The organism is Balneatrix alpica DSM 16621, assembly GCF_000619885.1.
Lineage (GTDB): Bacteria > Pseudomonadota > Gammaproteobacteria > Pseudomonadales > Balneatricaceae > Balneatrix > Balneatrix alpica.
On record NZ_JHUZ01000011.1, the window covers coordinates 155508 to 179347 of the forward strand.

At 55.4% G+C, this 23840-nt stretch carries 17 protein-coding genes; 11 read left to right on the forward strand and 6 right to left on the reverse strand.

The genetic code is table 11. From position 1 onward, the window contains the following. Positions 1-103: 103 nt before the first annotated feature. The 5 genes from Q334_RS0104790 (at position 104) to Q334_RS0104810 (ending at position 5516) form a co-directional block, all read left to right on the forward strand. Entirely contained in the window at positions 104-1093 is a 990-nt protein-coding gene (locus tag Q334_RS0104790; protein WP_027312210.1) for an ABC transporter permease, read from the forward strand. Next, positions 1090-1983 (forward strand): ABC transporter permease, encoded by an 894-nt coding sequence (locus tag Q334_RS0104795; protein WP_035460810.1) that lies wholly within the window; start codon positions 1090-1092, stop codon positions 1981-1983. Before Q334_RS0104790 ends, Q334_RS0104795 begins: the two co-directional genes overlap by 4 nt. Further along, positions 1980-3011 (forward strand): ABC transporter ATP-binding protein, encoded by a 1032-nt coding sequence (locus tag Q334_RS18040; protein ID WP_035460812.1) that lies wholly within the window; start codon positions 1980-1982, stop codon positions 3009-3011. Before Q334_RS0104795 ends, Q334_RS18040 begins: the two co-directional genes overlap by 4 nt. Next, positions 3011-3988, forward strand: coding sequence for an ABC transporter ATP-binding protein (locus Q334_RS0104805; RefSeq protein ID WP_035460814.1), 978 nt, complete (start codon positions 3011-3013; stop codon positions 3986-3988). Before Q334_RS18040 ends, Q334_RS0104805 begins: the two co-directional genes overlap by 1 nt. 154 nt (positions 3989-4142) lie before the next feature. Further along, entirely contained in the window at positions 4143-5516 is a 1374-nt protein-coding gene (locus Q334_RS0104810) for an OprD family outer membrane porin (protein WP_027312213.1), read from the forward strand. 151 nt (positions 5517-5667) lie between these two features. On the opposite strand, the gene Q334_RS0104815 is transcribed toward Q334_RS0104810, so the two are convergent. The 3 genes from Q334_RS0104815 to edd all read right to left on the reverse strand — a co-directional run bounded on the left by Q334_RS0104815 (position 5668) and on the right by edd (position 9789). Then, a complete protein-coding gene (locus tag Q334_RS0104815) occupies positions 5668-6828 on the reverse strand; it encodes a GGDEF domain-containing protein (RefSeq protein WP_027312214.1) in 1161 nt (386 codons plus the stop codon). Positions 6829-7007: 179 nt separating this feature from the next. After that, the gene (locus Q334_RS0104820; RefSeq protein WP_027312215.1) at positions 7008-7967 is read right to left on the reverse strand and encodes a glucokinase; all 960 of its coding nucleotides are present in this window, start codon (positions 7965-7967) and stop codon (positions 7008-7010) included. Further along, positions 7960-9789, reverse strand: a complete 1830-nt coding sequence (gene edd, locus Q334_RS0104825) for a phosphogluconate dehydratase (protein WP_027312216.1) — start codon at positions 9787-9789, stop codon at positions 7960-7962. The genes Q334_RS0104820 and edd overlap by 8 nt, the downstream gene beginning before the upstream one ends. A 160-nt stretch (positions 9790-9949) precedes the next feature. On the opposite strand from edd, the gene gap reads away from it, so the two are divergent. From gap to Q334_RS0104840, 3 genes are all read left to right on the forward strand, one after another. Beyond that, a complete protein-coding gene (gene gap, locus Q334_RS0104830) occupies positions 9950-10963 on the forward strand; it encodes a type I glyceraldehyde-3-phosphate dehydrogenase (protein ID WP_027312217.1) in 1014 nt (337 codons plus the stop codon). Between the two features lie 68 nt (positions 10964-11031). Beyond that, positions 11032-12480 carry a pyruvate kinase gene (gene pyk / locus Q334_RS0104835; RefSeq protein WP_027312218.1) on the forward strand — a complete coding sequence of 483 codons (1449 nt, stop codon included), beginning with the start codon at positions 11032-11034 and terminating at the stop codon, positions 12478-12480. Between the two features lie 78 nt (positions 12481-12558). After that, a complete protein-coding gene (locus Q334_RS0104840) occupies positions 12559-13455 on the forward strand; it encodes an aldo/keto reductase (protein ID WP_027312219.1) in 897 nt (298 codons plus the stop codon). On the opposite strand, the gene Q334_RS19840 is transcribed toward Q334_RS0104840, so the two are convergent. From Q334_RS19840 to rmuC, 3 genes are all read right to left on the reverse strand, one after another. Further along, the gene (locus tag Q334_RS19840) at positions 13452-16910 is read right to left on the reverse strand and encodes a sensor domain-containing phosphodiesterase (RefSeq protein WP_051527526.1); all 3459 of its coding nucleotides are present in this window, start codon (positions 16908-16910) and stop codon (positions 13452-13454) included. The genes Q334_RS0104840 and Q334_RS19840 overlap by 4 nt on opposite strands. 152 nt (positions 16911-17062) lie before the next feature. Continuing rightward, positions 17063-18256 (reverse strand): NnrS family protein, encoded by a 1194-nt coding sequence (locus Q334_RS0104850; protein WP_051527527.1) that lies wholly within the window; start codon positions 18254-18256, stop codon positions 17063-17065. 101 nt (positions 18257-18357) lie between these two features. After that, entirely contained in the window at positions 18358-19860 is a 1503-nt protein-coding gene (gene rmuC / locus Q334_RS0104855) for a DNA recombination protein RmuC (RefSeq protein WP_035460817.1), read from the reverse strand. Between the two features lie 218 nt (positions 19861-20078). Here rmuC and Q334_RS0104860 point away from each other — a divergent pair, with 218 nt between their 5' ends. The 3 genes from Q334_RS0104860 (at position 20079) to dppC (ending at position 23834) form a co-directional block, all read left to right on the forward strand. Beyond that, on the forward strand, positions 20079-21668 hold the full coding sequence (locus Q334_RS0104860) for an ABC transporter substrate-binding protein (protein WP_027312222.1): 1590 nt from the start codon (positions 20079-20081) through the stop codon (positions 21666-21668). Positions 21669-21859: 191 nt separating this feature from the next. Further along, entirely contained in the window at positions 21860-22870 is a 1011-nt protein-coding gene (locus tag Q334_RS0104865) for an ABC transporter permease subunit (RefSeq protein WP_027312223.1), read from the forward strand. A 58-nt stretch (positions 22871-22928) separates the two neighbouring features. After that, positions 22929-23834 carry a dipeptide ABC transporter permease DppC gene (dppC, locus tag Q334_RS0104870; RefSeq protein ID WP_027312224.1) on the forward strand — a complete coding sequence of 302 codons (906 nt, stop codon included), beginning with the start codon at positions 22929-22931 and terminating at the stop codon, positions 23832-23834. Positions 23835-23840 lie beyond the last annotated feature (6 nt).

Genomic DNA, 23840 nt, shown 5'->3' on the forward strand with positions numbered 1-23840 from the left:
TCGCTCCGGCACTGCCGGAGCCTTCCCGAATGACCTGTAAGGAGGCCGTTGCCACGGCCGCGGCCTCCTCTTGTCTGTAACTTTGTCTGTAAAAAGGTGCACTGTGGGATACGTATTAAGACGCCTCGGTTTTTACAGCATCGCCTTTCTGGTAGCGGCCTGTATTAACTTTATGCTGCCACGGATGATGCCGGGCGACCCGGTGACAGTGATGTTTTCCCAGGCGGGCTCCGTAATGGACCCCGCTGCCATGGCCGCGCTCAAAGCCACCTTTGGTTTTGTCGATGGGCCCTTGCATGAACAATTCTTCGCTTATCTGCAAAGCGTTTTTAGCTGGGATCTCGGCACCTCGGTGCGTTACTACCCCCAGCCGGTCAATGATGTACTCGGTCGCGCCCTGGGCTGGACCCTGTTTCTGGTGGGCAGCGCTACCCTGTTGGCCTTTGTCGTCGGCAGTTTGCTGGGGATTCTGGCGGCCTGGTATCGCGGCAGTCGCTTTGACTCGATTCTGTCACCGACTGCCCTGATTTTGCAGTCGATCCCGGCAGTGGTGATCTCGCTGCTGACTCTCTTTGTGTTTGGTATTCAGCTTGGCTGGCTGCCGGTGGGCTATGCCTATAACCCGGCCCTTGACCCAGGTTGGGACCTCGACTTTATCAGCAGCGTTGCCGTCCACGCGGTGATGCCGGTGGGCACCCTGGCCCTGATTCAACTGGCCGGGTTCCTGATGCCGATGCGCAACAACATGATCAACCTGCTCGGTGAAGACTACCTGACCATGGGCCGCGCCAAGGGTCTGAGCAACCTGCGGGTGATGCTCAACTACGGCGCCCGCAATGCCATCCTGCCCAGTGTGACGGCCCTGTCGATGGCGATAGGTTTTGTCATGGGTGGCTCGTTAATCACCGAGGTGGTGTTCAACTATCCCGGCCTCGGCCTAACCCTGTACCAGGCCATTCTGGCCCGCGACTACCCGCTGATTCAGGGGCAATTGCTGATCATGACCCTGGCCATGCTCAGCGCCAACCTGATTGCCGACCTGCTCTATGTCTACCTAGATCCCCGCTTACGTACTGGAGGCCGTGACGCATGAGCCTGCTCAAACTATTAACCAATAATCCCAAGGCTTTGCTAGGGGTCGTGCTGGTGAGCTTCTTCATCCTCGCCAGTGCGGCTGCCCCGCTGCTAACCGACTATGACCCCCAGCGCCGGGTGGGCAAACCCCACCAGCCGCCCTCCGAGCAACACCTGCTTGGCACCTCGCGGATGGGTTATGACATCTACTCGCAACTGCTCTACGGCGGTCGCACTTCCCTGGCGGTAGGCATCGGCGCCGGCACCCTGGTCACTCTGTTGGCCGTGGTGCTGGGTATCAGTTCCGGCTACTTCGGCGGTAAAGCCGATGAGATCATCACCTTCTTCACCAATGTGGTGCTGGTGATCCCCAACCTGCCCCTGTTGCTGGTATTGGCTGCCTTCCTGGGGGAAGTCGGCCCCTGGATTATCGGCCTGATTATCGGCCTGACCTCCTGGGCCTGGGGCTGTCGCATTATTCGTGCCCAAACCCTGGCGCTGCGGGAAAAGGAATTTGTCCGCGCCGCCGAACTGATTGGTGAACCGGCCTGGCGCATTCTGTTCTGTGAACTGTTGCCCAACCTGGTCTCCATCATTGGCATTACCTTCATCGGCTCGGTGATCTACGCCATCATGACCGAAGCCACCCTGGAGTTTATTGGCCTCGGCGACCCTCTGGCGGTGACCTGGGGCACCATGCTCTACCACGCGCAAAACAGCTCGGCCCTGTTAGTAGGTGCCTGGTGGGAAATCCTCACCCCCTGTATTGCCATCGCCACCCTGGGGGCAGGCCTGTCGCTGCTCAACTTTGCCGTCGATGAAATTGCCAACCCAGCCCTGCGCAATGGTCGCGCCCTGAAACGCTGGCAACAAATGCAGCTGGCGATCCGTCAGGAGGCCCAGGCATGAGTACTCCGCCCTTACTGCAGGTCGAAAATCTCTGTGTGGATTACATCACCGAGCAGGGTGATGTCCGGGCGGTGGAGCAGGTCAGCTTCAATATTGCCCCCGGCGAAGTCTTTGGTTTGGCCGGTGAGTCCGGCTGCGGCAAGAGCACCGTGGCCTTTGCGGTGGCGGGACTGCATCGTCCCCCCGCCTTTGTCAGCGGTGGTCGCATTCTGTTTGAGGGAGAAGATATCGCCCGTGCCAGCGAGCAACGTCTCAACCACTACCGCTGGCGTCAGGTCAGTGTGGTGTTCCAGAGCGCGATGAATGCGCTCAACCCGGTGCTGCGACTCTCTGAACAATTCCGCGATGTGCTGATGCGCCATGGTGCTTGCCGCAACAAGGCCGAAGCCCTGGCCAGGGCGGAAGAATTGCTGAAGATTGTCGATATCCACCCCTCACGCCTGCATGACTACCCCCACCAGTTCAGTGGTGGCATGCGCCAGCGGCTGGTGATTGCCATTGCCCTGGCCCTTAATCCCCGTCTGATTGTAATGGATGAGCCCACCACCGCCCTGGATGTGGTGGTACAGCGTGAGATCCTGCAGAAAATCTGGGAATTAAAAGAGCGTTTTGGCTTTGCCGTACTCTTTATCACCCATGACCTGAGCCTGATGGTGGAGTTCTCCGACCGCATCGGCATCATGTACGCCGGTCAACTGGTGGAGCTGGGTCAGGCTAAAGCCATTTTCGAACAGCCCCAACACCCCTATACCCAGGGCCTGGCCAATTCCTTCCCTGCCCTGCACGGGGAGCACAAGCGCATGTCCGGTATTGCCGGCAGCCCCTTGAGTCTGCTCAACATCCCACCGGGTTGCCGCTTTCAAGCACGCTGCCAGCAAGTACATGAGCTCTGCCGTCAGGTGGCGCCTGAGCTGCACAATCTGAGTCAAGCCCGTGCCAGCCGCTGCCATCTGCACCTGCACCCCCTGGTGCAACCTGCCCACGCCATTCCTTTGCGTTCCCTTGCTCATCAACAGGAGGCGAGCTGATGCATCCCGCTATGCCTTTATTAGAAGTCGATAATCTCTGTCAGGATTTTAAGCTCAGTGGCAAAGCCGCCAGCATGCGCGCCCTCAATCAGGTCAGCTTTGACCTCTACCCAGGCCGCGCCCTGGCCATGGTGGGGGAATCCGGCAGTGGCAAGAGCACCAGCGCACGCCTGATTACCCTGATGTATCCGCCAAGTAGCGGCGAAATTCGCTACCGCGGCCAGGATATTGCGCCTTTACGCCACGGCAGCCGCACCGAACAACTCGCCTATCGCCGTGCCGTGCAGATGATCTTTCAGGACCCCTTCGGCTCCTTGAATCCGACCCATACCATTCGCTATCACCTGGCGCGCCCGCTGCAATTGCACCGTCGTTTAAAAGGAGCGGCGCTGGAGCAGGAAGTCCTCCACCTACTGGAGCGGGTCGGCCTAACCCCGGCACAGGCAACAGCAGAGAAATTTCCCCATCAGCTCTCCGGGGGACAGCGCCAACGGGTCAATATTGCCCGCATCCTGGCGGTGGGCGCCAAGGTCATTCTGGCCGATGAACCCACCTCCATGCTGGATGTATCCCTGCGTCTGGGCATTCTGAATTTGCTGGAAGATCTCAAACAGCAAGAAAAATTAGCCTTTCTCTACATCACCCATGACCTGGCCACGGCGCGCTACTTCGCTGAAGACACCGCAGTGATGTATGTCGGCCACATGGTCGAATGGGGCGACACCGCCAGCCTGATTGATCACCCCGCCCACCCCTACACCCAGTTGCTGCTTTCCGCCGTGCCTGAGGCCGGCCGCTCCATCATGCAACCCCTGGAAGGGGGACGTAAGGGTGACATCCCCCTGTGGACAGCTGCCAGCGAAGGCTGCCCCTTTGCCAGCCGCTGTCTGCATGCCGGTGAAGCCTGCAGGCGGCACTTACCAGACGCTAAACAGTTGGCGGAGAACCACTATGTGCGCTGCCACCTGCACAGTTAATTCGCTTCCCCCGGTGTTGCCGGGGGCGACTGCCACGGCAGTCAACCCTTGCCTGCTGCCATCCGGCAGTGGGTTGTACCACGAGTGCTTGGCTTCCTTCGGGGAGCCCTTTTTCCCATTCCTTTAACCTAAGCTTCATGCGGAGAAAGCTTCGATGCATAACAACAATAAAGTGCTTTTCACCCTGTCCCCCTTGGCACTGGCAACCCTGGTAGCGCTCGGCGCCCCAGTACAGGCCCAGGCCGAAAGCGGCAATCCTTTTATCGATGACAGCCACCTAAGCGGCAGTCTGAACTGGTTCCACCGCAACCGCACCCAGAAGGATGCCAGTGGCCAATACAAACCCAACCTTAATCATGACACCCTTAGCCTGGGGTTGGATTTCAGCTCGGGCTACATTGCCGATACGATCGGTTTTGACGCCTCCCTCTATTCCGGCACCCCTATCACCGAAGACGGCAACTGCTCGGAAATGGCGCTCTGCGGCGCCAAGGGCGACTGGAAACCCGACGCCAGCTACGCCTTGCTCGGTCGTGCTTATTTAAAGGCCAAGTTTGGTGAGGGGGACTATCAGGCCAACGTCAAAGCCGGTTATGTCGGCATGGGCGGCATCGGTGTACTCGGCGATGTCTGGAGTATTTTCCCCGGCACCTATCAAGGCTTTAACATCACTGGCAAAGTGAAAAACCTGGATCTCGCCTATGGCTGGGCCAACGAGTTCCGTGAGCCCTGGGCGCGGGATTACCATAAATTTACCGCTGGCAGCAAAGAGATCGACTACGTCCATAGCTTTGGTGCCAAGTACAGCCTGGACAATGGCTTCTACGTAGAGGGCGGTTTTGGTCAATCCAAAGACTTTATGGACCGCTATATGGCAAAAGTAGGCCACAGCTTCCAGATCGATGATCAAACCAAGCTGGATATCAACGGCCAGTACTATGCCGGTAAAAAAGGCGGCGATCTGTGGGAAAGCTCTGGCGCCAAACCCTGGGAAGGCACCGGCCATCAGGAAGTGCTCAGTGCTGCCCTGAATCACGGCCCCTGGACCTTCAGTGCCGAATACATTCAAACCACCGCCAAGGCTGACAATGGCGGCGTAGGGGTATTTATCCCCCGTATGCTGGGGGATGGCTCCTACGGCAAAGTGGGCGGCCGCCTGGATTACTGGTGGAACTCCATCAGCGACTGGGCCTATGACGGTGAGCGTGCCTACAACCTTGGGGTGAAATATGACTTTGCCAGCCTCGGTTATCCCGGTTTGACTGCTGGCACCAATCTGATGAAAGGCAGCAATATCACCTATCGTAATGCCGATGGATCGGTAGCCTCGAAAGATGGCAAAGAGTGGGCCCTGAACCTCGACCTCGGCTACACCCTGCAGGATGGTCCGCTCAAAGGCCTGGGGATTAATGCCCACTACACCAACTACAACATCGTCAGCCCCAGCGCAGGTAACAGCGGTATTTGGCCGAATAAAGACCGCCGCGATCTGAAGGTGATGATGTCCTACAGCAAACAGTTCTTTTAAGACGAAATAAAGGAGATGTCAGGCGCTTAACCGCGCCTGTACTGCCACCTCAGTGATGGGCACCGAGGTGGACTGGCTTAAACCCATGGGTACCTCTTCAGTTTGCGCAACCTGGCTCTGCCAGTGCGAGGGTCAGGTTGCGCCTTTTACCTCATCCATTATCCATTTCCACCCATTGCACCTGACTTTGCGCACGCTCCGCCTGCTTATGCAGCCGGCTTGCTTCCTCCAGACGCATGATCAGCTGAGGCCAACTGTGCTTCTCCGTTACGATCAGTAGCGCTGCCCGAATCGAGACACTCACTGGCTGACTGCCAGCATGGTAGTTCATTGCGACAATTGATTGCTGCAGCTGCTGGGCACGCAACTGCGCCTGTGTTTCTGAAGCATTGGGTAACACCACCAGGAACTTGTCATCCCCCAGACGACCGATATATTCCGAGGCCTGCAAACAGCTGGACAGGGTCTGCCCTACCTTGGCCAATACCGCATCACCGGTGGCATTGCCATACACCAGGTTCAGCTCGGCAAAGCTATTAATATCGCAGTACACCAGGGCCGTGCGATTACGCTGCTCAATCAAGCGCTCAGTGATTTGCTGAATCACTGCCCGATGCAGGGTGCCCGTCAGCACATCCACTCGCTCCAGTTGATTTAGCTTTTTCTGCAGACGACTGGACACCACCCACACCACGGTAAAGCTGACCCCCGCCACCAAGGAGATCATGGTTAAAAATGCCAGGGCCTGCATTAGTCCGGCACTCATAAAGTCCTGAATGCCCTCCCCCGCCAAGGTCCAGATCACTCTTAGCAACATGAAAGCAGCAAATAACACCAAAATACTAGCGAGACAACGCTGGGCCAAATCGCCACCATGCTGCCACAACAACCACGCGGCCATAGCGGTAAAGGCACCCAACGCCAGTGAAATCACCACAATGCGCGCCACTACGTTTTCATTACCGTAGGTGAAGTAAGCAAACAGCACTAATCCCACCCCAATCAACGTCAGCCCCGCATAGCGCCAACGCAGTGGCTCAATATTGGCTAGACGCACCGCCATCTCCAGCAGGAGGTGCCCCCCTAAAAACAACAGGCCATTAGCGAGCAAGATTGAAAAGAAATGGGGAATCAGATGGCGTAGTCCTAATAGGAAAAAACCTAAGGCAATACTGGAGCAGGCCAGGGCTGCCATTCCTACCCCTGCAATACCAGCATGGCGCTGTGCCCAAAACACTGTGATCAATCCAAGCGCAAATAAAGCCGAGAAAAGCGTGGTGACAAATGCCAGTGTGCGGATATCAAGTTCCATATTGTTAGCCTTTTAGGTTGCAATCCAGCTACCGCTCGTTGGCGAAGCAGTAAACACCTGCCAGTACTCTGGCCGGTAGTCTTATACATAAGCGCTAAAACGACCAAAAAAAAGCCGAAGGTCGTAACCTTCGGCATAAGGCACAGGGGATCCCTCCCCTCCAGTCAACACAAGCTAAATCAGGATACGGCCTGGTTGGCCAAACCGGCGGCAGCCCCTAACAAACCGGGGTATTCCGCATTGACTAACCATACCGGCATGGCCTCCATATAGGATTGCATCCGTCCTTTCGCCTCAAAGGCCTGACGGAAACCACTCTTGGCAAAAAACTCGGGGAAACGCGGCACAATACCACCGCAAATGTACACGCCTCCCAGGGTACCGATGGTCAGGGCGGCATTACCCGCCACTTCCCCCAGCACCCGACAAAAATGCTCCAGCACCTCTACCGCCAACTGATCCGTGGCCGCTAATGCTGCCTCCGTCACCTTAGCAGGGGAATCCAAATGACAGGGTTGCTGACGCAGTGCAGCATAAGCCTGATACAGCAGCAACAGACCTGCGCCGCTGAGCAGACGCTCAGCAGAGATACGACTGTGCAGGCTTTTCAGGTGCTGCCATAGCTGTAGCTCCCACTCGCTGGTAATCGGCCAACTGACATGACCACCTTCCGCCGCCAGGGGAATCCAGCCCAGCGCCGAAGGCACCAATGCGGAGACACCAAGCCCGGTACCCGGCCCGATCACCAAACGGGGACGCCCAGCCATGCCCTCACCGCCACCAACCTGCAGCAGACCACTGGCGTCAACCTGGGGCATACCCAGCGCCATGGCAGTGAAGTCGTTCAGTACTTTAAAGGTGCGCAGTTGCAGCTTGCTTTGCATCTCCGCCTTGCTAAAGCACCAATGGTTATTGGTCATCTGAATCCAATCCGCATGCACCGGACAGGCAAAGGCCAAACAGGCTTCCTCTACCTGCTCCCCCACTTGGGCCAGGTAAGCCACTACCGCTGAATCCAGATTGCTGTAGTCGGCGCAGGCTAGCACCCGCACCTGCTGCAATTGGGTACTGCCGGACTGCACTAAGGCAAAACGGGCGTTGGTACCACCAATGTCACCCACAAGTGCATACTTAGCCACGATAGGCCTCCAACTGGGTAAAGACCGTTGCCCCTTGTTCCGCCGCGCTGACGGACTGACGCATCCAGCCAAAGAGCTCACGTCCGGTACCCTGCTGCACGTCACTCAGATCAGCCACTACCGGCTCACGAGCAGCCAAGGTGGCATCATCCACCAATAGCTGTAAGTCACCGCTACGGGCATCCAGACGAATCACATCCCCTTCCTGCACCCGTGCCAGAGGGCCGCCTTGGCTGGCCTCCGGGCAAACATGAATCGCGGCGGGCACCTTACCGGATGCACCGGACATCCGCCCGTCGGTGACCAGTGCCACCTTAAAGCCTTTATCCTGCAGTACTCCCAGATAGGGCGTCAGTTTGTGCAGCTCCGGCATGCCACAAGCCGCCGGCCCCTGGAAACGCACCACCGCGATGAAGTCACATTCCAATTCACCACGCTTAAAGGCATCCGCCAGGGCTTGCTGACTGTGGAAGATTTTGGCAGGCGCTTCAACCACTTGATGTTCAGGAGCGACCGCAGAAATTTTGATCACGCCACGGCCCAAGTTCCCCTGCAACAGTTTCAACCCCCCATCGGCGCTAAAAGGCTGGGTGGCAGGGCGTAACACCGCTTCATCGTGGCTATGTGTGGGAGCAGGCTTCCAAATCAACTTGCCTTCCTGCAGGAAAGCCTCGCGGGCGTAATCCCGTAGAGAATCCCCAACCACAGTTTTCACGTCTTCATGCAATAAGCCGGCATCAAGCAGTTCACGAATCAGGTAAGGCGTGCCACCAGCAGCATGGAAGTGGTTCACATCCGCCTGACCATTAGGATAGATACGGCACAACAGCGGGGTGATATCGGACAGTTCGTCGAAGTCCTGCCAGTTGATCTGCACACCCGCAGCGGCGGCAATGGCAATTAAATGCAGGGTGTGGTTGGTCGAACCACCGGTCGCCATTAAGGCCACCATGGAGTTGACGATAACTTTCTCATCAACGATTTCATACAGGGGACGGAAGCGCCCATTCAGTGCCGTATTGCGAATAGCCTGACGGGTCGCCTCAGCGGTCAGCTCATCACGCAGGGGCTGACCAGGATTAACAAAGGCCGCTCCCGGCAGGTGCAGCCCCATCACCTCAACCAGCAGCTGGTTGGAGTTGGCAGTGCCATAAAAGGTGCAGGTACCGGCACTGTGATAGGAGGCAGACTCTGCTTCTAACAGCTCATCCCGACCAATCTTGCCCTCGGCATAGAGCTGGCGAATCCGCGCTTTTTCTTTATTCGGCAAGCCTGAAGGCATAGGACCTGCCGGCACAAACACACCCGGCAAATGACCAAAACGCAGGGCGCCGATTAATAAACCCGGCACAATCTTATCGCACACCCCTAAATAAAGGGCAGCATCAAACATGTTGTGCGACAGCGCTATAGCGGTCGACATGGCAATCACATCACGGGAAAACAGCGACAGCTCCATCCCGGCTTCACCCTGAGTCACCCCATCACACATTGCCGGTACCCCACCAGCAAACTGGGCGACGCAGCCCATCTCATGGGCTGCCTGACGAATCAGCGCGGGATAATGCTCAAAGGGCTGGTGTGCCGACAACATGTCGTTATAAGCAGAAACAATCGCCAGGTTGGCCTGATTCATCATACGCAGGGTGTTCTTATCACCCTGATTGCAGGCCGCAAAACCATGGGCCAAATTGCCACACCCCAACTGCCCACGGTGCGGGCCCTGACGCTCCTGGGCCTGCATGGTGGCGAGATAGGCGGCACGGCTGGCCTGACTGCGCTGGCGAATGCGCTCGGTGATGGCGACTAAGCTAGGATGCATAGGGGTACTCCAGATCTGGCAGCAGCAAATTTTTGGTAATATTACTAAAAAAATTGATCTTGGTCTGCTCCAAAAGTAGAAAAAAAGCTTATTAAGATGTAATGTTCTTACAAAACCAAGAACAACACCTACTACTAGATGCAAGTGCGAGGATTCAGCAGTGACTATTCGTGTAGCTATCAACGGTTATGGTCGTATTGGCCGCAATGTTCTGCGTGCCCTCTACGAAAACAACTATCGCAAAGACATCCAGATTGTTGCCATCAATGACCTGGGCGACGCCAAAATCAATGCGCACCTGACTCAATATGACACCGTCCACGGCCGCTTTAATGCCGATGTAAAAGTGGAAGACAACGCCTTGATCGTCAACGGCGACCGCATTGTGGTTTCCAGTGAGCGTGACCCCGCCAAACTGAACTGGAAAGAACTGGATGTGGATGTGGTCTACGAATGTACCGGCCTGTTCACCAAGCGCGAAAAAGCCGCACTGCATCTGGAAGCGGGGGCGAAAAAAGTCATTATTTCTGCCCCTGGCACCGACGTGGATGCCACCGTGGTATACGGCGTCAACCATCAGGTACTGAAATCTTCCGATACCATTATTTCCAATGCCTCCTGCACCACCAACTGTTTGGCGCCGGTGGCCCAGGCGCTGCACAACAGTATCGGCATCGAAAATGGTCTGATGACCACCATCCACGCCTATACCAATGACCAGAACCTGAGCGATGTGTACCACACCGATATGTACCGTGCCCGCTCGGCCACTCAATCCATGATTCCCACCAAAACCGGTGCCGCAGCAGCGGTAGGTTTGGTACTGCCAGAGCTAAATGGCCGTCTGGATGGTTTCGCCGTCCGCGTACCAACCATTAACGTTTCTCTGGTGGACTTGTCTTTTGTTGCCAGCCGCCCCACCAGCAAACAGGAAGTCAATGATATTATGCGCGCCGCTGCCGAAGGCGAGATGGGTAAGCTAGGCGTACTGGACTATAACGAACTGCCGCTGGTTTCTGTCGATTTTAACCACTGCTCACGTTCTTCCACCTTTGACTCCACCCAGACCCGTGTCAACGGCAATCTGGTTAAGGTACTGGCCTGGTATGACAACGAGTGGGGCTTCTCCAACCGCATGCTGGATAACACCCTGGCCCTGATGGCAGCCAAATAAGGGATCGACGGGCAGTAGCATACTGCCCTGTTTGATTGCCAGACCGTAGTTTTGAGAGGAAAGCTTGAATGCGTCGTACCAAGATTGTTGCCACCCTGGGCCCCGCCAGTGAAAAACCCGAAGTGTTACGCCGCCTGCTCAGCGCAGGGGTGAACGTTGTACGCCTGAACTTCTCCCACGGCAGCCCCGAGGAGCACCGTCAGCGTACTGAACTGGTGCGGCAGCTCTCTGCCGAACTCGGTTGTCACGTGGCCATCTTGGGCGACCTGCAAGGCCCTAAAATCCGCATCGCCCGTTTTGCTAACGGCCCAATTGAGCTGCAAAACGGCGACAAGTTTATCCTTGATACCAGCCTTGAGCGTGACGCCGGCAACCAGCAACAGGTCGGGGTGGATTATAAAGCCCTGGCCAGTGACTGCCGCCCAGGCGATCGCCTGCTGCTGGACGACGGTCGCGTGGTGTTGGTGGTGGAAGAGGTCAAGGGCTCAGCCCTGCACTGCCGTACGGAGATTGGCGGCAAACTGTCGAACAACAAGGGCATTAACCGTGAAGGCGGTGGCCTGTCTGCCCCTGCGCTGACCGACAAAGACCGCGTAGATATCAAACTGGCAGCCAGTCTGGGGCTGGACTACATCGCCGTATCCTTCCCCCGCTGCGCCGAAGATATCGAAGAGGCCCGTCGCCTGCTGCAACAGGAAGACTGTCAGGCCGGTATCGTTGCCAAAATTGAACGCGCCGATGCGGTGAATGACTTTGAAGTACTGGATCAAATCATCCTCGCTTCTGATGCCGTGATGGTGGCCCGTGGCGATCTCGGCGTGGAAATTGGCGATGCGCGCCTGGTCGGGGTGCAAAAACACCTGATTTCCCGCGCCCGCACTCTGGATCGGATGGTCATCACCGCGACCCAGATGATGGAGTCAATGATTCAAAGCCCGATGCCCACCCGCGCAGAAGTGATGGACGTGGCCAACGCAGTACTGGACGGTACCGATGCGGTGATGCTGTCGGCAGAATCCGCCGCAGGCTCCTTCCCGGTAGAAGCAGTACAAGCCATGGCCCGTGCCTGTGTAGGGGCTGAGCAGCACCCCAGCGCCTACCGCTCCAAGCATCGGGTCAATACCACGTTCAAGCGCAAAGACGAAGCCATTGCCATGGCGGCCATGTATACCGCTAACCACCTGCGCGGCGTGAAGGCCATCGTCACCCTGACCGAAAGCGGCTCCACACCGCAGTGGATGTCCCGCATCAGCTCCGGCTTACCGATTTTTGGCCTGTCCCACCACGACAAGGCCCTGCGCCGCATGGCGCTGTTCCGTGGCGTGATGCCCGTCTTCTATGACTCTACAGACCAGAGCGAAGAAGCCATTTTGCGCGACGTTGCTGAACTCCTGGTTAAGAAGGGTGCTGTTGCGATGGATGACATCGTCATCCTGACTAAAGGCAACATTATGTGGCAACAAGGCTGCACCAATACCCTGAAGATTTTTTCACCTCGCGATGTGCTTTCCCAGTAGCATGGTGAGACTCCTGTAGGCGGCGCAAGCCGCCTTTTTTTTCGCATTCTTAATGACAACGTGAGTGAACCCAACAGCATGACACCACGCACTCTCCCCTTTACCGATCTAAACCTGGCACCCGTAATTCTCGGCATGATGCGTCTGTGCGAGCAGCCAGAGCTGGCCAATACCCAAGCATTAAGCCATTGGCTAATGCAACGCCTGGAAGAGGGCTTTACCACCTTTGACCATGCCGATATTTACGGCAGCAATGAGGTAGAGCGACGCTTTGGTGAGGTACTAAAAAGCCAGCCGCAATTACGTCAGCAAATGCAGCTGATTAGCAAGTGCGGCATTCGTCACCAGTGGCAGGCCCCCAGTGACAGGGTCAAACACTACAACAATGAGGCAGGCTATATCCTCGACTCGGTCGATGGCATTCTGCAGCGGCTAGGCTGTGAACAACTTGACCTGCTGTTGCTCCATCGCCCTGACCCGCTGCAACAACCCGAGGAAGTCGCCCAGGCATTTACCCAGCTGCTCCAACAGGGCAAGGTACGCTACTTCGGGGTATCCAATTATTTGCCCGCGCAGTTTGAGCTGTTGCAGCAAGCCCTGCCGATGCCGCTGGTCACCAATCAGATCGAGTTCTCTTTGCTTGCCCGCGCACCCCTCGATAACGGCCAGCTCAGCCAGATGCAGCTACGTGGCATTACCCCGATGTATTGGTCACCCTTGGGTGGTGCGCAGTTATTCAAACAGCCTGAGCATCCTTTACTACAAAGCCTGACCCGCATGGCAAAAGAGTTGGGTTGTACCCTTGATGCGGTGGCTCTGGCCTGGGTCATGCATCATCCAGCCGCCGGCCTCCCCTTGGTGGGCAGTTTTAAAGAAGAGCGCCTCCAAGGCTATCGGCAGGCCTGTGAGCTAAGGTTGTCTCGTTTGGATTGGTATGAACTCTGGGAAAAAGCCCAGGGAGAAGAAGTCGCTTAAACCCCTTCTTCGCTAGATGCGCCAGGTAAACGCCAGGCAGCCACTTGATGGCGCTGTGCCAACGCCAGCAGCTCCTCCGCTGCCAGTGGTTTGGCAAACCAATAGCCCTGGATTTGACCACAGCCCAGACTGAGCAAGCGCTCGGCCTGGGCTTGCTCCTCCACCCCTTCCGCAATCACTGCCATACCCAGGTTATGGCCCAAAGTCAGGATGGTACGCACCAGGGTTTCCCCCGCTTCTGACACCAACAACAGGTCAATAAAGGACTTATCGACCTTGAGCTGATCCAGTGGAAAACGATGCAAATAGCTAAGGGAGGAGTATCCGGTACCAAAATCATCTACCGAAATAGCAAAACCAAACTCACGTAAATCCTGCAACACCCGGCTAGTCTCTTCCACATTCTGAATCAGGCTGCCTTCCGTTACCTCAAGCTTAAACAGCGATGCTGGCAGACCAGTCTGACGCAACAGCCGTTGCAGTAGTGAACTTAACGCCTGCGGACGACGCAATTGCATCCCCGAGATATTCACCGCCACGGGCACCCCCGCCAACGGCCCCTGTTGCCATTGACGTACCTGGGAAAACACCTGGAGCAATACCCACTCAGACAAAGGATGAATCATGCCTGTCTCTTCGGCTAAGGGGATAAACTCTGCCGGACTCACCCATCCACGCTCAGGGTGACGCCAGCGCAATAAGGCCTCCACCCCCACCCACTGACCAGTCTGGATGCTGAGCTGGGGTTGATAGACCAGCGACAACTCATCCGCGGCCAGGGCATGCTTGAGATCACGCTCCAGCTCAATGCGGCGCTGCCGCACCTGCATTAACTCTTCACTGTAGGCACTCCAGTGTTGCCGTCCTTGTTGTTTAACATGCAACAGCGCAATGTCTGCTCGCTTAAACAGCACTTCAAAGTCACGACCATGTTCTGGAATCAGGCTGACGCCAGCCGATGCCGTTACCCTCAGTTCATGCTCTTCAATCCAGTACGCTTCACTCAGCAACGCCAAGAGTGCATTCAGCTGGGCCTCATAGTTAGCCTGTAACAGCAGTACAAATTCATCGCCGCCCAATCGCGCCATCGGCAGGTCTTTAGGCAGCAACTGTTGCATACGCTGGGCAACCTGCTGCAAGACGGCATCCCCCAGAGGATGACCATAACTATCATTAACCTGTTTAAAGCCATCCAAATCCAGCAAAGCCAGCGCACGATACTCCCCACCCTGCTGCAACACCTCCTGAAAGCCCGTTCGGTTTAACAGACCCGTCAACATATCGTGCTGAGCCTGATAGGCGAGGGCCTGCTCCTGCGCTTTTCGCGTACTAATGTCAGCGAACACCCCAGCAAAATGGGTAATATGTCCGTAACTATCCTTAATTGCCGAAATAGTCAGCCATTCTGGATAGACCTCACCATTCTTACGGCGGTTATAGATTTCCCCCTGCCAGAGGCCATCACTAAACAGATCGCGCCACATCCGCGCATAGAACTCTGCATCGTGCTGATGCGAACTTAACACCCGCGGCGACTCGCCTAACACCTCATCGCTGCTATAACCAGTAATGGCCGTAAAGGCTTGATTAACATAGATAATCTTCAGGTTTTTATCGGCGATCATGATGCCATCCGAGGCGTGCTCTACCACCCAGGCCAATAGTTTCTGCTGACGATCCTGGCTGCGTTTCTCGGTTACATCCTGCACGATGCCGCGTTTGCGTACTAAGAGGCCATCCTGATCCTGCTCGACATTGACCCGCTCATGCACCACTAACACCTGTTGGCGCACTTTAATGCGATATTCGGTTTCAAAACTTTGCTCGCTGGCATGTAACTGCTCAATCCGCTGCCGATCCTGGGGCAACACCCGCAGTAACAAGTCTGACAAATGAGCAGGTAATTGTTCCGGACACATCAGTTTTAGCCAATGATCGGAGCACAACAGGCGGCCCTGGGCATAGTCATATTCCCAACTACCGACCCGGGCTAAGCTCTGCGCCTCCTCCAGATTAATCCGCTCCTGCGCCAGACGCTGCTGGGTGCGAATACGCTCTACGCCAAGTCCCAGCACCTGCGCCAATGCCACCAAATGCTCAAATTCATTGGCCTGGGGTTGCTGACTACTAGCAAACAAAATACTCAAACAGCCTTGTGGGGTATCACCACTGCCCAGCAACGGAAACACCCACAGGCATTGCCAACCATGCTGTTTGGCCCAGCGTTGAGTTTTGGCATCAGGTTCTAATTGCAAGTCTTGAATCAGCTCCGGACGCTTGAAATAGAGCGCGCGCTCCGTGGGAATACGCTGCCCCGCCTCCCCTATTTGCGGGTAGCTATCAATGCCAGGCAAGGCTTCGCTACAAATCGGTGACAGCAACTTGGCTCCGGCAGAGTCGAGCAACTCCACCAGCACCAAAGCACCCGGCAGCAATACTTGTAACTGCCGTGCAATACTGGCCATCGCCAGATCCAGCTCTTGATGTTGTGACAGCTCCGCCGTGCTTTGATGCCTTAGCTGCAACCACTGGGCATGAAACTTACGCTGCTGAACTTCGCGATATAAACGCCGCACCAACTGCCATAAGCGGTAGAGCAAAAAGAATACGAGGGGCACCACCACCAAGAGCACATAACTGATTTGGTCGATGAGCTGGGTAAAAATCTCCTGTCCATGACTACCAAAGCGCCAACTGATCATGACTCCCTGACCAACAGGCTGCCCCGGCAACAGTAGCTGCAAACTCTCTGAGCCCCAGTCAGCACTGGCCTTGCCCAACACTGCACTATTCAGCCCCACCCGTTCACGAATATCACTGAGATAGGCCTGTTTAAGATCAATAAAAGAAAACAGTAATGCCCCCTCAGGCGCTTCAATAGCCGATGTCGGCAACACTGGCGCAACCACTAACAAAAAGGGTTGTTCCGCCAGTAACAACACACGGCTATAGCTCCAGATGGCCGCAACACGTGACTCTAACGCTGCCTGTAGGCGGGGAAAAACATACCAAAACTCCTGCCGTAACCGAGCCTCAACCGATTCGGCGTGAGTCACTAATGCGGGAGGTAAACGAGAAAAACGGGGTTGTCCCTGGGCAGACATCAGCATGAGGCCATGACTGCCCATGCTCTGTAAGTTGGGCCACAGCACCGTATCAATCCAGGCATGATCAATACGCCCTAACAGTTTCTGCTGACTTTCACTGATACGAACCTGACTTTTCAGACCCGCTTCTTGATTGGCAACAAAGCCCTGGTGATAAGACTCAAAGAGAGCCTGTTCATGAATGCGTTCAATCTGACGCAGATCCTGCTGATGGGTGTGCAGCAAAAACAGTAACAGTGCTGCCAAACCAAGCAAGAGCAACGAGAAGGGTAAAATAACGCTCAGCAGATGGCGGCGATAACGCCCTTGCAGGCTGGAGCGTACATCTTGGAGTTGCCCTCTGCTCATGCATCATTACTCAGTTAACAGCGATAACCCTGCCAATCTTGAGGACAAACACCTTTAATTTCCAGTGGTTATATTAGCTTTTCAGCAAAAAGGTAGAGAAGGTGCCGATTTTGCAGCTCACCGCAGACCCCCTCTCTCCTGCACCGCTGGATTTAGCCTTTTTGCATCAAGGGTAAGGGTGAGTATTTCGGTGGTCCGAGCAGAATAGGCAGATAGGACCAGGCAAAGCTGAGCATAGCCATACACCAAAGTAGCCCTGCCCCCAGCAGCAGATAGGGATAAGTCCCCCCGCTAAAAGGAGCGAACAAACGCAATAACGCGGCACCATTTAGCAACAGCAGCGCCAGAGTTAAACCGAATGGCGCTTGCAAAATTCGTCCCGTATGGCCCAGAGCAGCCCGACCAGCCACCGCCAGGATCAATCCCATCATGCCGCCGATGGTAAGCGCATGCAGACCCGCATTAACATAAGCCGGCTGCCACCAGAGTGCGACCCCCATCGCCAACACCCCTAGCGCGACCCAGGCAAAACCCAAATGCAATGACCACATCAAGGGGTCTTTAAGGGTGCGCCACCCCTGCCAACGCAGCAACCGTACCAGTAATCCCAGTCCCGCCAGTGTCACCAGCGCTGCGGTGATCGCCGCATAGGGGAACCAGGCCCATGCCAGGGTAGCGAGCATCATCAGCACCACAACACTCAGGTCAAAGCGATTGAAAGCGGGCGGATAGGGGCCATCCTGACGATTAAATTTCAACCAGTTTTGGGTAAACGCCGGAATGATGCGTCCACCAATCAGACTGATCATCAACACCACCAGGAAAGTAGCCATGCGGATGCTCTGCTCGGCAAAACCGAGCACAAATAACAGCTCCCCCATGCCAAATACAGCGAGTAGCAATACCACTTTAATATTGCGCTTATTATTGGCGGCCAGTAGCTCACGCCCCATGAGAAAGGCTAAACCCAGCCAAAAACTCACTAGCCCCAGTAGTAATAGCCAGGTCGGCACACTGGCGCTAAACGCCATCAGCAAGCGCCCTGCCAACCAGCTCAACACCAACAACTGCAAGGCCAGACCTTGCACCGGCTCGCGATTGGTCCATTTCGCCACCGCTGTCAGCAAAAAGCCGGCAATCGCAGCACCCGCCAGGCCGTACAGCATTTCATGGGCATGCCAATGGGTTGCAGGCATCGCCAATCCAGAGGATTGCACACCAGTGAAATACAGATGCAGCCAGCGCAACACTAAAATAATCGCCGCCAGGGTCATCAGGGCGAATAAAGGTCGAAATGCGTAACTGAATAGACGCTGAAACCAGCTTTCCGCCACAGGCTCAGTCATGGCTCCCTCTCCTCACGATCAAGACGGAGACAAAAACTAGCATTTTAAATACATATTTAAAATGCCCCCTTGGGGGTAGGCCGCGCGGGAGTCGCCATTGCCTATGATGACTGACTATCTACCTCTTCCTGTTCCAGCTGCCACTCCGATTCCGCTAGCAACTCGGCGGGTAGAGGCTTAGTGGGTCGCGCCCCCAACTCGACAAAGCGCTGAGCTCTCGCCACCAGATTGCCTCGTCCCCGACTAAAGCGATTCATCGCCCGTTCATAACTCTGCTGGCTTTGCTCCAGCTGCTGCCCCAAACGCTGCATATCCTCAGCAAAACCACGCAACTTGTCGTATAAGGCTGCGGCCTGCTGCGCAATCAATTGCGCATTCTGATTTTGCCGCTCGTATTGCCAGATATGGTTGATGGTCCTCAGCACCACCAGCAAATTGGCAGGGCTGACCAACAGAATGTTGTGCTCTAAGCCAAACTGAAACAGGCTGGGATCTTCCTCCATGGCCACCATAAAAGCCGCCTCTATCGGCACGAACATCAACACATAATCCAGGGTACGCAGCCCCTGTAACTGCTGATAGTCCTTTCCCCCCAAGGCACGAATATGGTTACGTAGCGCCTGCACATGCCGGCGTAATGCACTCTGACGCTCACTTTCATCATCACTGGAGTGATAACGTTCGTAATCCACCAGCGAGACTTTTGAGTCAATCACGATGTCTTTCTGATCAGGCAGATGCACCACAACATCGGGCTGATAATCCTTGCCCTCCGCATTCTTCAGCGCCACCTGAGTGTGATACTCATGACCTTGGCGCAATCCTGACTCTGCCAGCACCCGGGCCAAGACCATTTCCCCCCAGTTGCCCTGCAGTTTTTTATCCCCTTTCAGTGCTCGGGTGAGGTTGAGCGCTTCCTCGCTCATACGCTGGTTGAGGCTTTGCAGGGTCTGAATTTCCTGCTTCAGACTACGCCGCTCAAAGGCTTCTTTTTCATAACTGTTCTGCACCTGCTGACGAAAATCACCCAGCTGCTCCTTTAGCGGCTGCAGCAAGCTATCAAGCTGATCACGGTTTTGCTGGCTGAAACGCTCGGCCTTTTCCTGAAAAATGCGATTGGCCAGATTTTCAAAACGTTCGCTGAGTTGGCTTTCCGCCTGTTGTAGCAGCTGTAATTTCTCCTGAGCCTGGCGTTGCACCTCCTGATAGCGTACTTCCAATGCCGCATACTGACGCTGACTTTGATGCCAGTTTTTTTCCACTTCCTGCAGGCGTAGCTGCTCTTCCTGCCATTGCTGTTGCAACAATTCTAACTGGCGCTGTAATCCCTCTTTTTCCGCCATCAACGAGGCCATGCGTTCAGACTTGAGTAAGTATTCCGCGCGCAAATCTTCCAGCTGTTCTTGTAAGTGCTCACTCCGCCCAGAAAGCTGATTATAGTTAGCCTCAAGTTGCAGATAGCGCTCCTGTTCACGACTCTGCAACTGCTCAAATTGACTCAATAAACGCTGCCGCTCTGCCCGCTGTACCAGGCTTAACACTAGCCACATCACGGCAGCTGCCAGCAGGGCGGCCCACCACCAATCTATCACCCCAACTTGCATCTTCTTGCGTTCCCTTCTAAACCCCTTTGGGCCTAATGGTGTTTTGAGAAAATGTCATACCCCCCTCAAAAGCCGCACAAATACTCATGGCATTGAGGATTTACAGTTTCTCCTATGGCTGTCTAGTATCTTTCCAGCTGTTCTGCTAGGCCCCGGCCGCACCATACATCAATGGATTAACTGAAACAGCAGCGTTTCTAAACTTAGGAGCAATAATAATGAAAAAAGGTCTCGCCGTATTTGCTGCCACCGCTCTGGCAGCAGCCATGGCCTCCGCTGTGCAAGCAAAGACGCTAGTGTACTGCTCTGAAGGCAGCCCCGAAGGTTTCAACCCCTCCCTTTACACCGCTGGTACCACTTTTGACGCCAGCTCCCGTGCCGTGTTCAACCGTCTGGTTGAGTTTGAGCGTGGTACCACCAAGATTGCTCCCGCGTTGGCAGAAAAGTGGGAAGTCTCCGAAGACGGCCTGACTTACACCTTCTTCCTGCGTAAAGGGGTTAAGTTCCACGAGTCCAAAACCTTCAAACCCAGCCGTGACTTCAACGCCGATGACGTGATTTTTTCCTTTGAGCGTCAAGGCAAAAAAGATCACCCCTATCACGGCGTCTCCGGTGGCTCTTATGAGTACTTCACCGCAATGGAAATGGATTCCCTGATCGAATCCATTGAGAAGGTAGACGACTACACCGTTCGTTTTAAGCTGACCCGTCCTGAGGCCCCCTTTATCGCTAACGTTGCGATGGACTTCGCCTCCATCATGTCTGCCGAGTATGCAGAGCAGATGATGAAAGCAGGCAGCCCCGAGAAGTTTGACCTGGAACCCATTGGTACCGGCCCCTTCCAACTGGTGCAGTACCAAAAAGACTCCGTTATCCGTTACCTGGGTAACAAAGATTACTGGGCTGGCGCACCTGAAGTAGAAAAACTGGTGTTCTCCATCACCCCTGACGCTTCTGTACGCTACGCCAAACTGAAAGCGGGCGAGTGCCATGTGATGGCCTACCCCAACCCTGCTGATCTGGCGGAAATGGCCAAGGATGAAAACATCAAGCTGCTGGAGCAGGAAGGTCTGAACGTAGGTTATCTGGGCTATAACACCCAGAAAGAACCCTACACCAAGACTGAAGTACGTAAAGCGCTGAACATGGCCATCAACAAAGATGCCATTCTGGAAGCGGTATTCCAGGGCGCCGGTAAGGTCGCTAAAAACCCCATCCCCCCCACCATTTGGTCTTACAACGACGCTATTCAGGATGACCCCTATGATCCTGAAGCAGCCAAGAAGATGCTGGCAGAAGCTGGCTATGCCGATGGCTTCAAGACCAACATCTGGGCGATGCCAGTACAACGTCCCTACAACCCCAATGCTCGCCGTATGGCAGAGATGATCCAGGCTGACTGGGCCAAGGTCGGTGTTCAGGCTGAAATCGTCAGCTTCGAGTGGGGTGAGTATCTGAAGCGCTCCAAAGAAGGTGAGCATGATACCGTGCTGCTGGGCTGGACCGGTGACAATGGTGACCCCGATAACTTCCTCAACGTACTGCTGGGCTGTGCCGGGGTGAAAGGCTCCAACCGTGCCCAATGGTGTAACGAAGAGTTCGATGCACTGATCAAGGAAGCTAAGCAGGTAGCAGATGTTGAAAAACGTACTGCCCTTTACCAGCAGGCTCAGGAAGTATTCAAGCGTGAAGCGCCCTGGGCAACCATCGCTCACTCTGTTGTCTTCCAGCCTGTGCGCAAGGAAGTGAAGGACTATAAGATTGATCCCTTTGGTGGCCACATCTTCTACGGTGTAGGCCTGGAATAATCCGGGGATCCGGCAAAAAGGCATAGCCGGTGGCTATGCCTTTTTTCTTCTGGGTTCACCCCTCTCCCCGGTGATGCCGGTCGATGTTCCGCTCAGCCTAAACATCCCTATGTCGGACTGATGCAGATAACCGCACGCACGACCTGTCGCATCGAGCGGAGGGGACACCTCCTGATCAGGTAATACATTCTATGTTGCAATTCATTTTCCGGCGCCTGGCGCTGGTTATTCCCACCTTTATCGGCATTACCCTGCTGACTTTTGCTTTGATTCGCATGATTCCCGGTGACCCGGTCGAAATCATGGCCGGTGAGCGCGGTGTCGACCCTGAGCGTCACGCCAAAATCATGGCGGAAATGGGCTGGGATCAGCCATTACTGGTTCAGTACTACAACTATATTGGCGATGTACTCCAGGGCGACCTGGGTAAATCTTTGATTTCTAAAGAACCCGTCCTGCACGAGTTTCTGACGCTATTCCCGGCGACCGTTGAGCTCTCTCTGTGCGCGACCCTGTTTGCCATCTTCTTCGGTTTACCGGCGGGTATTATCGCAGCAGTGAAGCGCGGCTCGATTTTCGACCACAGTGTGATGACCGTCTCCCTCACCGGTTATTCCATGCCGATTTTCTGGTGGGCGCTGCTGTTGATGTTGGTGTTCTCCGTCAACCTGGGCTGGACACCGGTCTCAGGACGCCTGGATGTCACCTACTGGGTCGATGATGTCACCGGCTTTATGCTGATTGATGCCTGGCTGTCGGATGAACAGGGTGCCTTTACCTCGGCTCTCTCTCACCTGATTTTGCCCAGTATCGTCCTTGGCACCATTCCCCTGGCGGTGATTGCCCGTATGACCCGTTCGTCCATGCTCGAAGTACTGGGGGAAGACTATATCCGTACCGCCCGGGCCAAGGGTCTGGCACCGTTACGAGTGATAATGGTGCATGCCCTGCGTAATGCGCTGATTCCGGTGATTACCGTGATAGGTCTACAAGTCGGCACCCTGCTGGCGGGAGCCATTTTGACGGAAACGATCTTTGCCTGGCCTGGCATTGGCAAGTGGTTGATCGAATCGATCCACCGTCGCGATTACCCGGTGGTCCAGGGCGGTATTTTGATCGTCGCCACCCTGATTATCATTGTTAACCTGATTGTCGATATTTTGTACGGTGTGGTTAATCCGCGCATTCGCCATACCAAATAAGGCCTGCTCGCAGCGCCCATAACAACAACGACTATAAATACGCGGACTAAAAAGCATTATGAGTGACGCAACCCTGAATTCAGCGGCCCCCGGCTATACCCAGCCGCCCTCGCCGCTTAAAGAATTCTGGCTCTACTTCAGCAGCAACAAAGGTGCGCTGATAGGGCTGGCATACATCCTGTTTATTCTGTTTGTGGCGGTTTTTGCCGACTTTATCGCTCCCCATTCGCCAATCGAACAGTTCCGTGACGCCCTGCTACTGCCTCCAGCCTGGCAAGAAGGCGGACGCCTGACCTACCTACTCGGCACCGATGATGTGGGCCGCGACATTCTTTCCCGCCTGATTTACGGCGCCCGTCTGTCGCTGCTGATCGGCTGCATGGTGGTCACCCTTTCCCTCAGCATTGGTATTTTGCTGGGTCTGATTGCCGCCTACTGCCGTGGCGTGGTGGAAACCACCATCATGCGCCTAGTCGATATCATGCTGGCTCTACCCAGCCTACTGCTGGCGATTGCCATCGTCGCCATTTTGGGGCCAAGCATCTTTAACGCCTCCATTGCCATTGCCATCGTCTCCTTACCTCACTATGTCCGCCTGACCCGTGCTGCCGCCCTGGCGGAACTGGGTCGTGACTATGTCACCTCTGCACGGGTGGTGGGGGCTGGCCCACTGCGGATTATGTTTATCACCCTGCTGCCCAACTGCATGGCCCCGTTGATTGTGCAGGCCACCCTGGGCTTTTCCAGTGCAGTGTTAGACATGGCCGCGCTTGGCTTCCTCGGTCTGGGTGCCCAGCCACCGACTCCGGAATGGGGTTCAATGTTGGCGGACGCTTTGCAATTCGTGCAGCGGGCCTGGTGGGTGGTGACCTTCCCTGGTCTGATGATTCTGCTCACGGTATTGGCCTTTAACCTGATGGGTGATGGCCTGCGTGACGCCCTGGATCCCAAGCTGAAGCAGTAAGGAGCG

Coding starts and splice junctions, on each gene's coding strand:
- Q334_RS0104850 (WP_051527527.1), bottom strand. CDS start 18,256: ATGACTGAGCCTGTGGCGGAAAGCTGGTTTCAGCGTCTATTCAGTTAC.
- Q334_RS0104840 (WP_027312219.1), top strand. CDS start 12,559: ATGACACCACGCACTCTCCCCTTTACCGATCTAAACCTGGCACCCGTA.
- rmuC (WP_035460817.1), bottom strand. CDS start 19,860: ATGCAAGTTGGGGTGATAGATTGGTGGTGGGCCGCCCTGCTGGCAGCT.
- Q334_RS0104805 (WP_035460814.1), top strand. CDS start 3,011: ATGCATCCCGCTATGCCTTTATTAGAAGTCGATAATCTCTGTCAGGAT.
- dppC (WP_027312224.1), top strand. CDS start 22,929: ATGAGTGACGCAACCCTGAATTCAGCGGCCCCCGGCTATACCCAGCCG.
- Q334_RS19840 (WP_051527526.1), bottom strand. CDS start 16,910: ATGAGCAGAGGGCAACTCCAAGATGTACGCTCCAGCCTGCAAGGGCGT.
- Q334_RS0104810 (WP_027312213.1), top strand. CDS start 4,143: ATGCATAACAACAATAAAGTGCTTTTCACCCTGTCCCCCTTGGCACTG.
- pyk (WP_027312218.1), top strand. CDS start 11,032: ATGCGTCGTACCAAGATTGTTGCCACCCTGGGCCCCGCCAGTGAAAAA.
- Q334_RS0104795 (WP_035460810.1), top strand. CDS start 1,090: ATGAGCCTGCTCAAACTATTAACCAATAATCCCAAGGCTTTGCTAGGG.
- Q334_RS0104815 (WP_027312214.1), bottom strand. CDS start 6,828: ATGGAACTTGATATCCGCACACTGGCATTTGTCACCACGCTTTTCTCG.
- Q334_RS0104865 (WP_027312223.1), top strand. CDS start 21,860: ATGTTGCAATTCATTTTCCGGCGCCTGGCGCTGGTTATTCCCACCTTT.
- Q334_RS18040 (WP_035460812.1), top strand. CDS start 1,980: ATGAGTACTCCGCCCTTACTGCAGGTCGAAAATCTCTGTGTGGATTAC.
- edd (WP_027312216.1), bottom strand. CDS start 9,789: ATGCATCCTAGCTTAGTCGCCATCACCGAGCGCATTCGCCAGCGCAGT.
- Q334_RS0104860 (WP_027312222.1), top strand. CDS start 20,079: ATGAAAAAAGGTCTCGCCGTATTTGCTGCCACCGCTCTGGCAGCAGCC.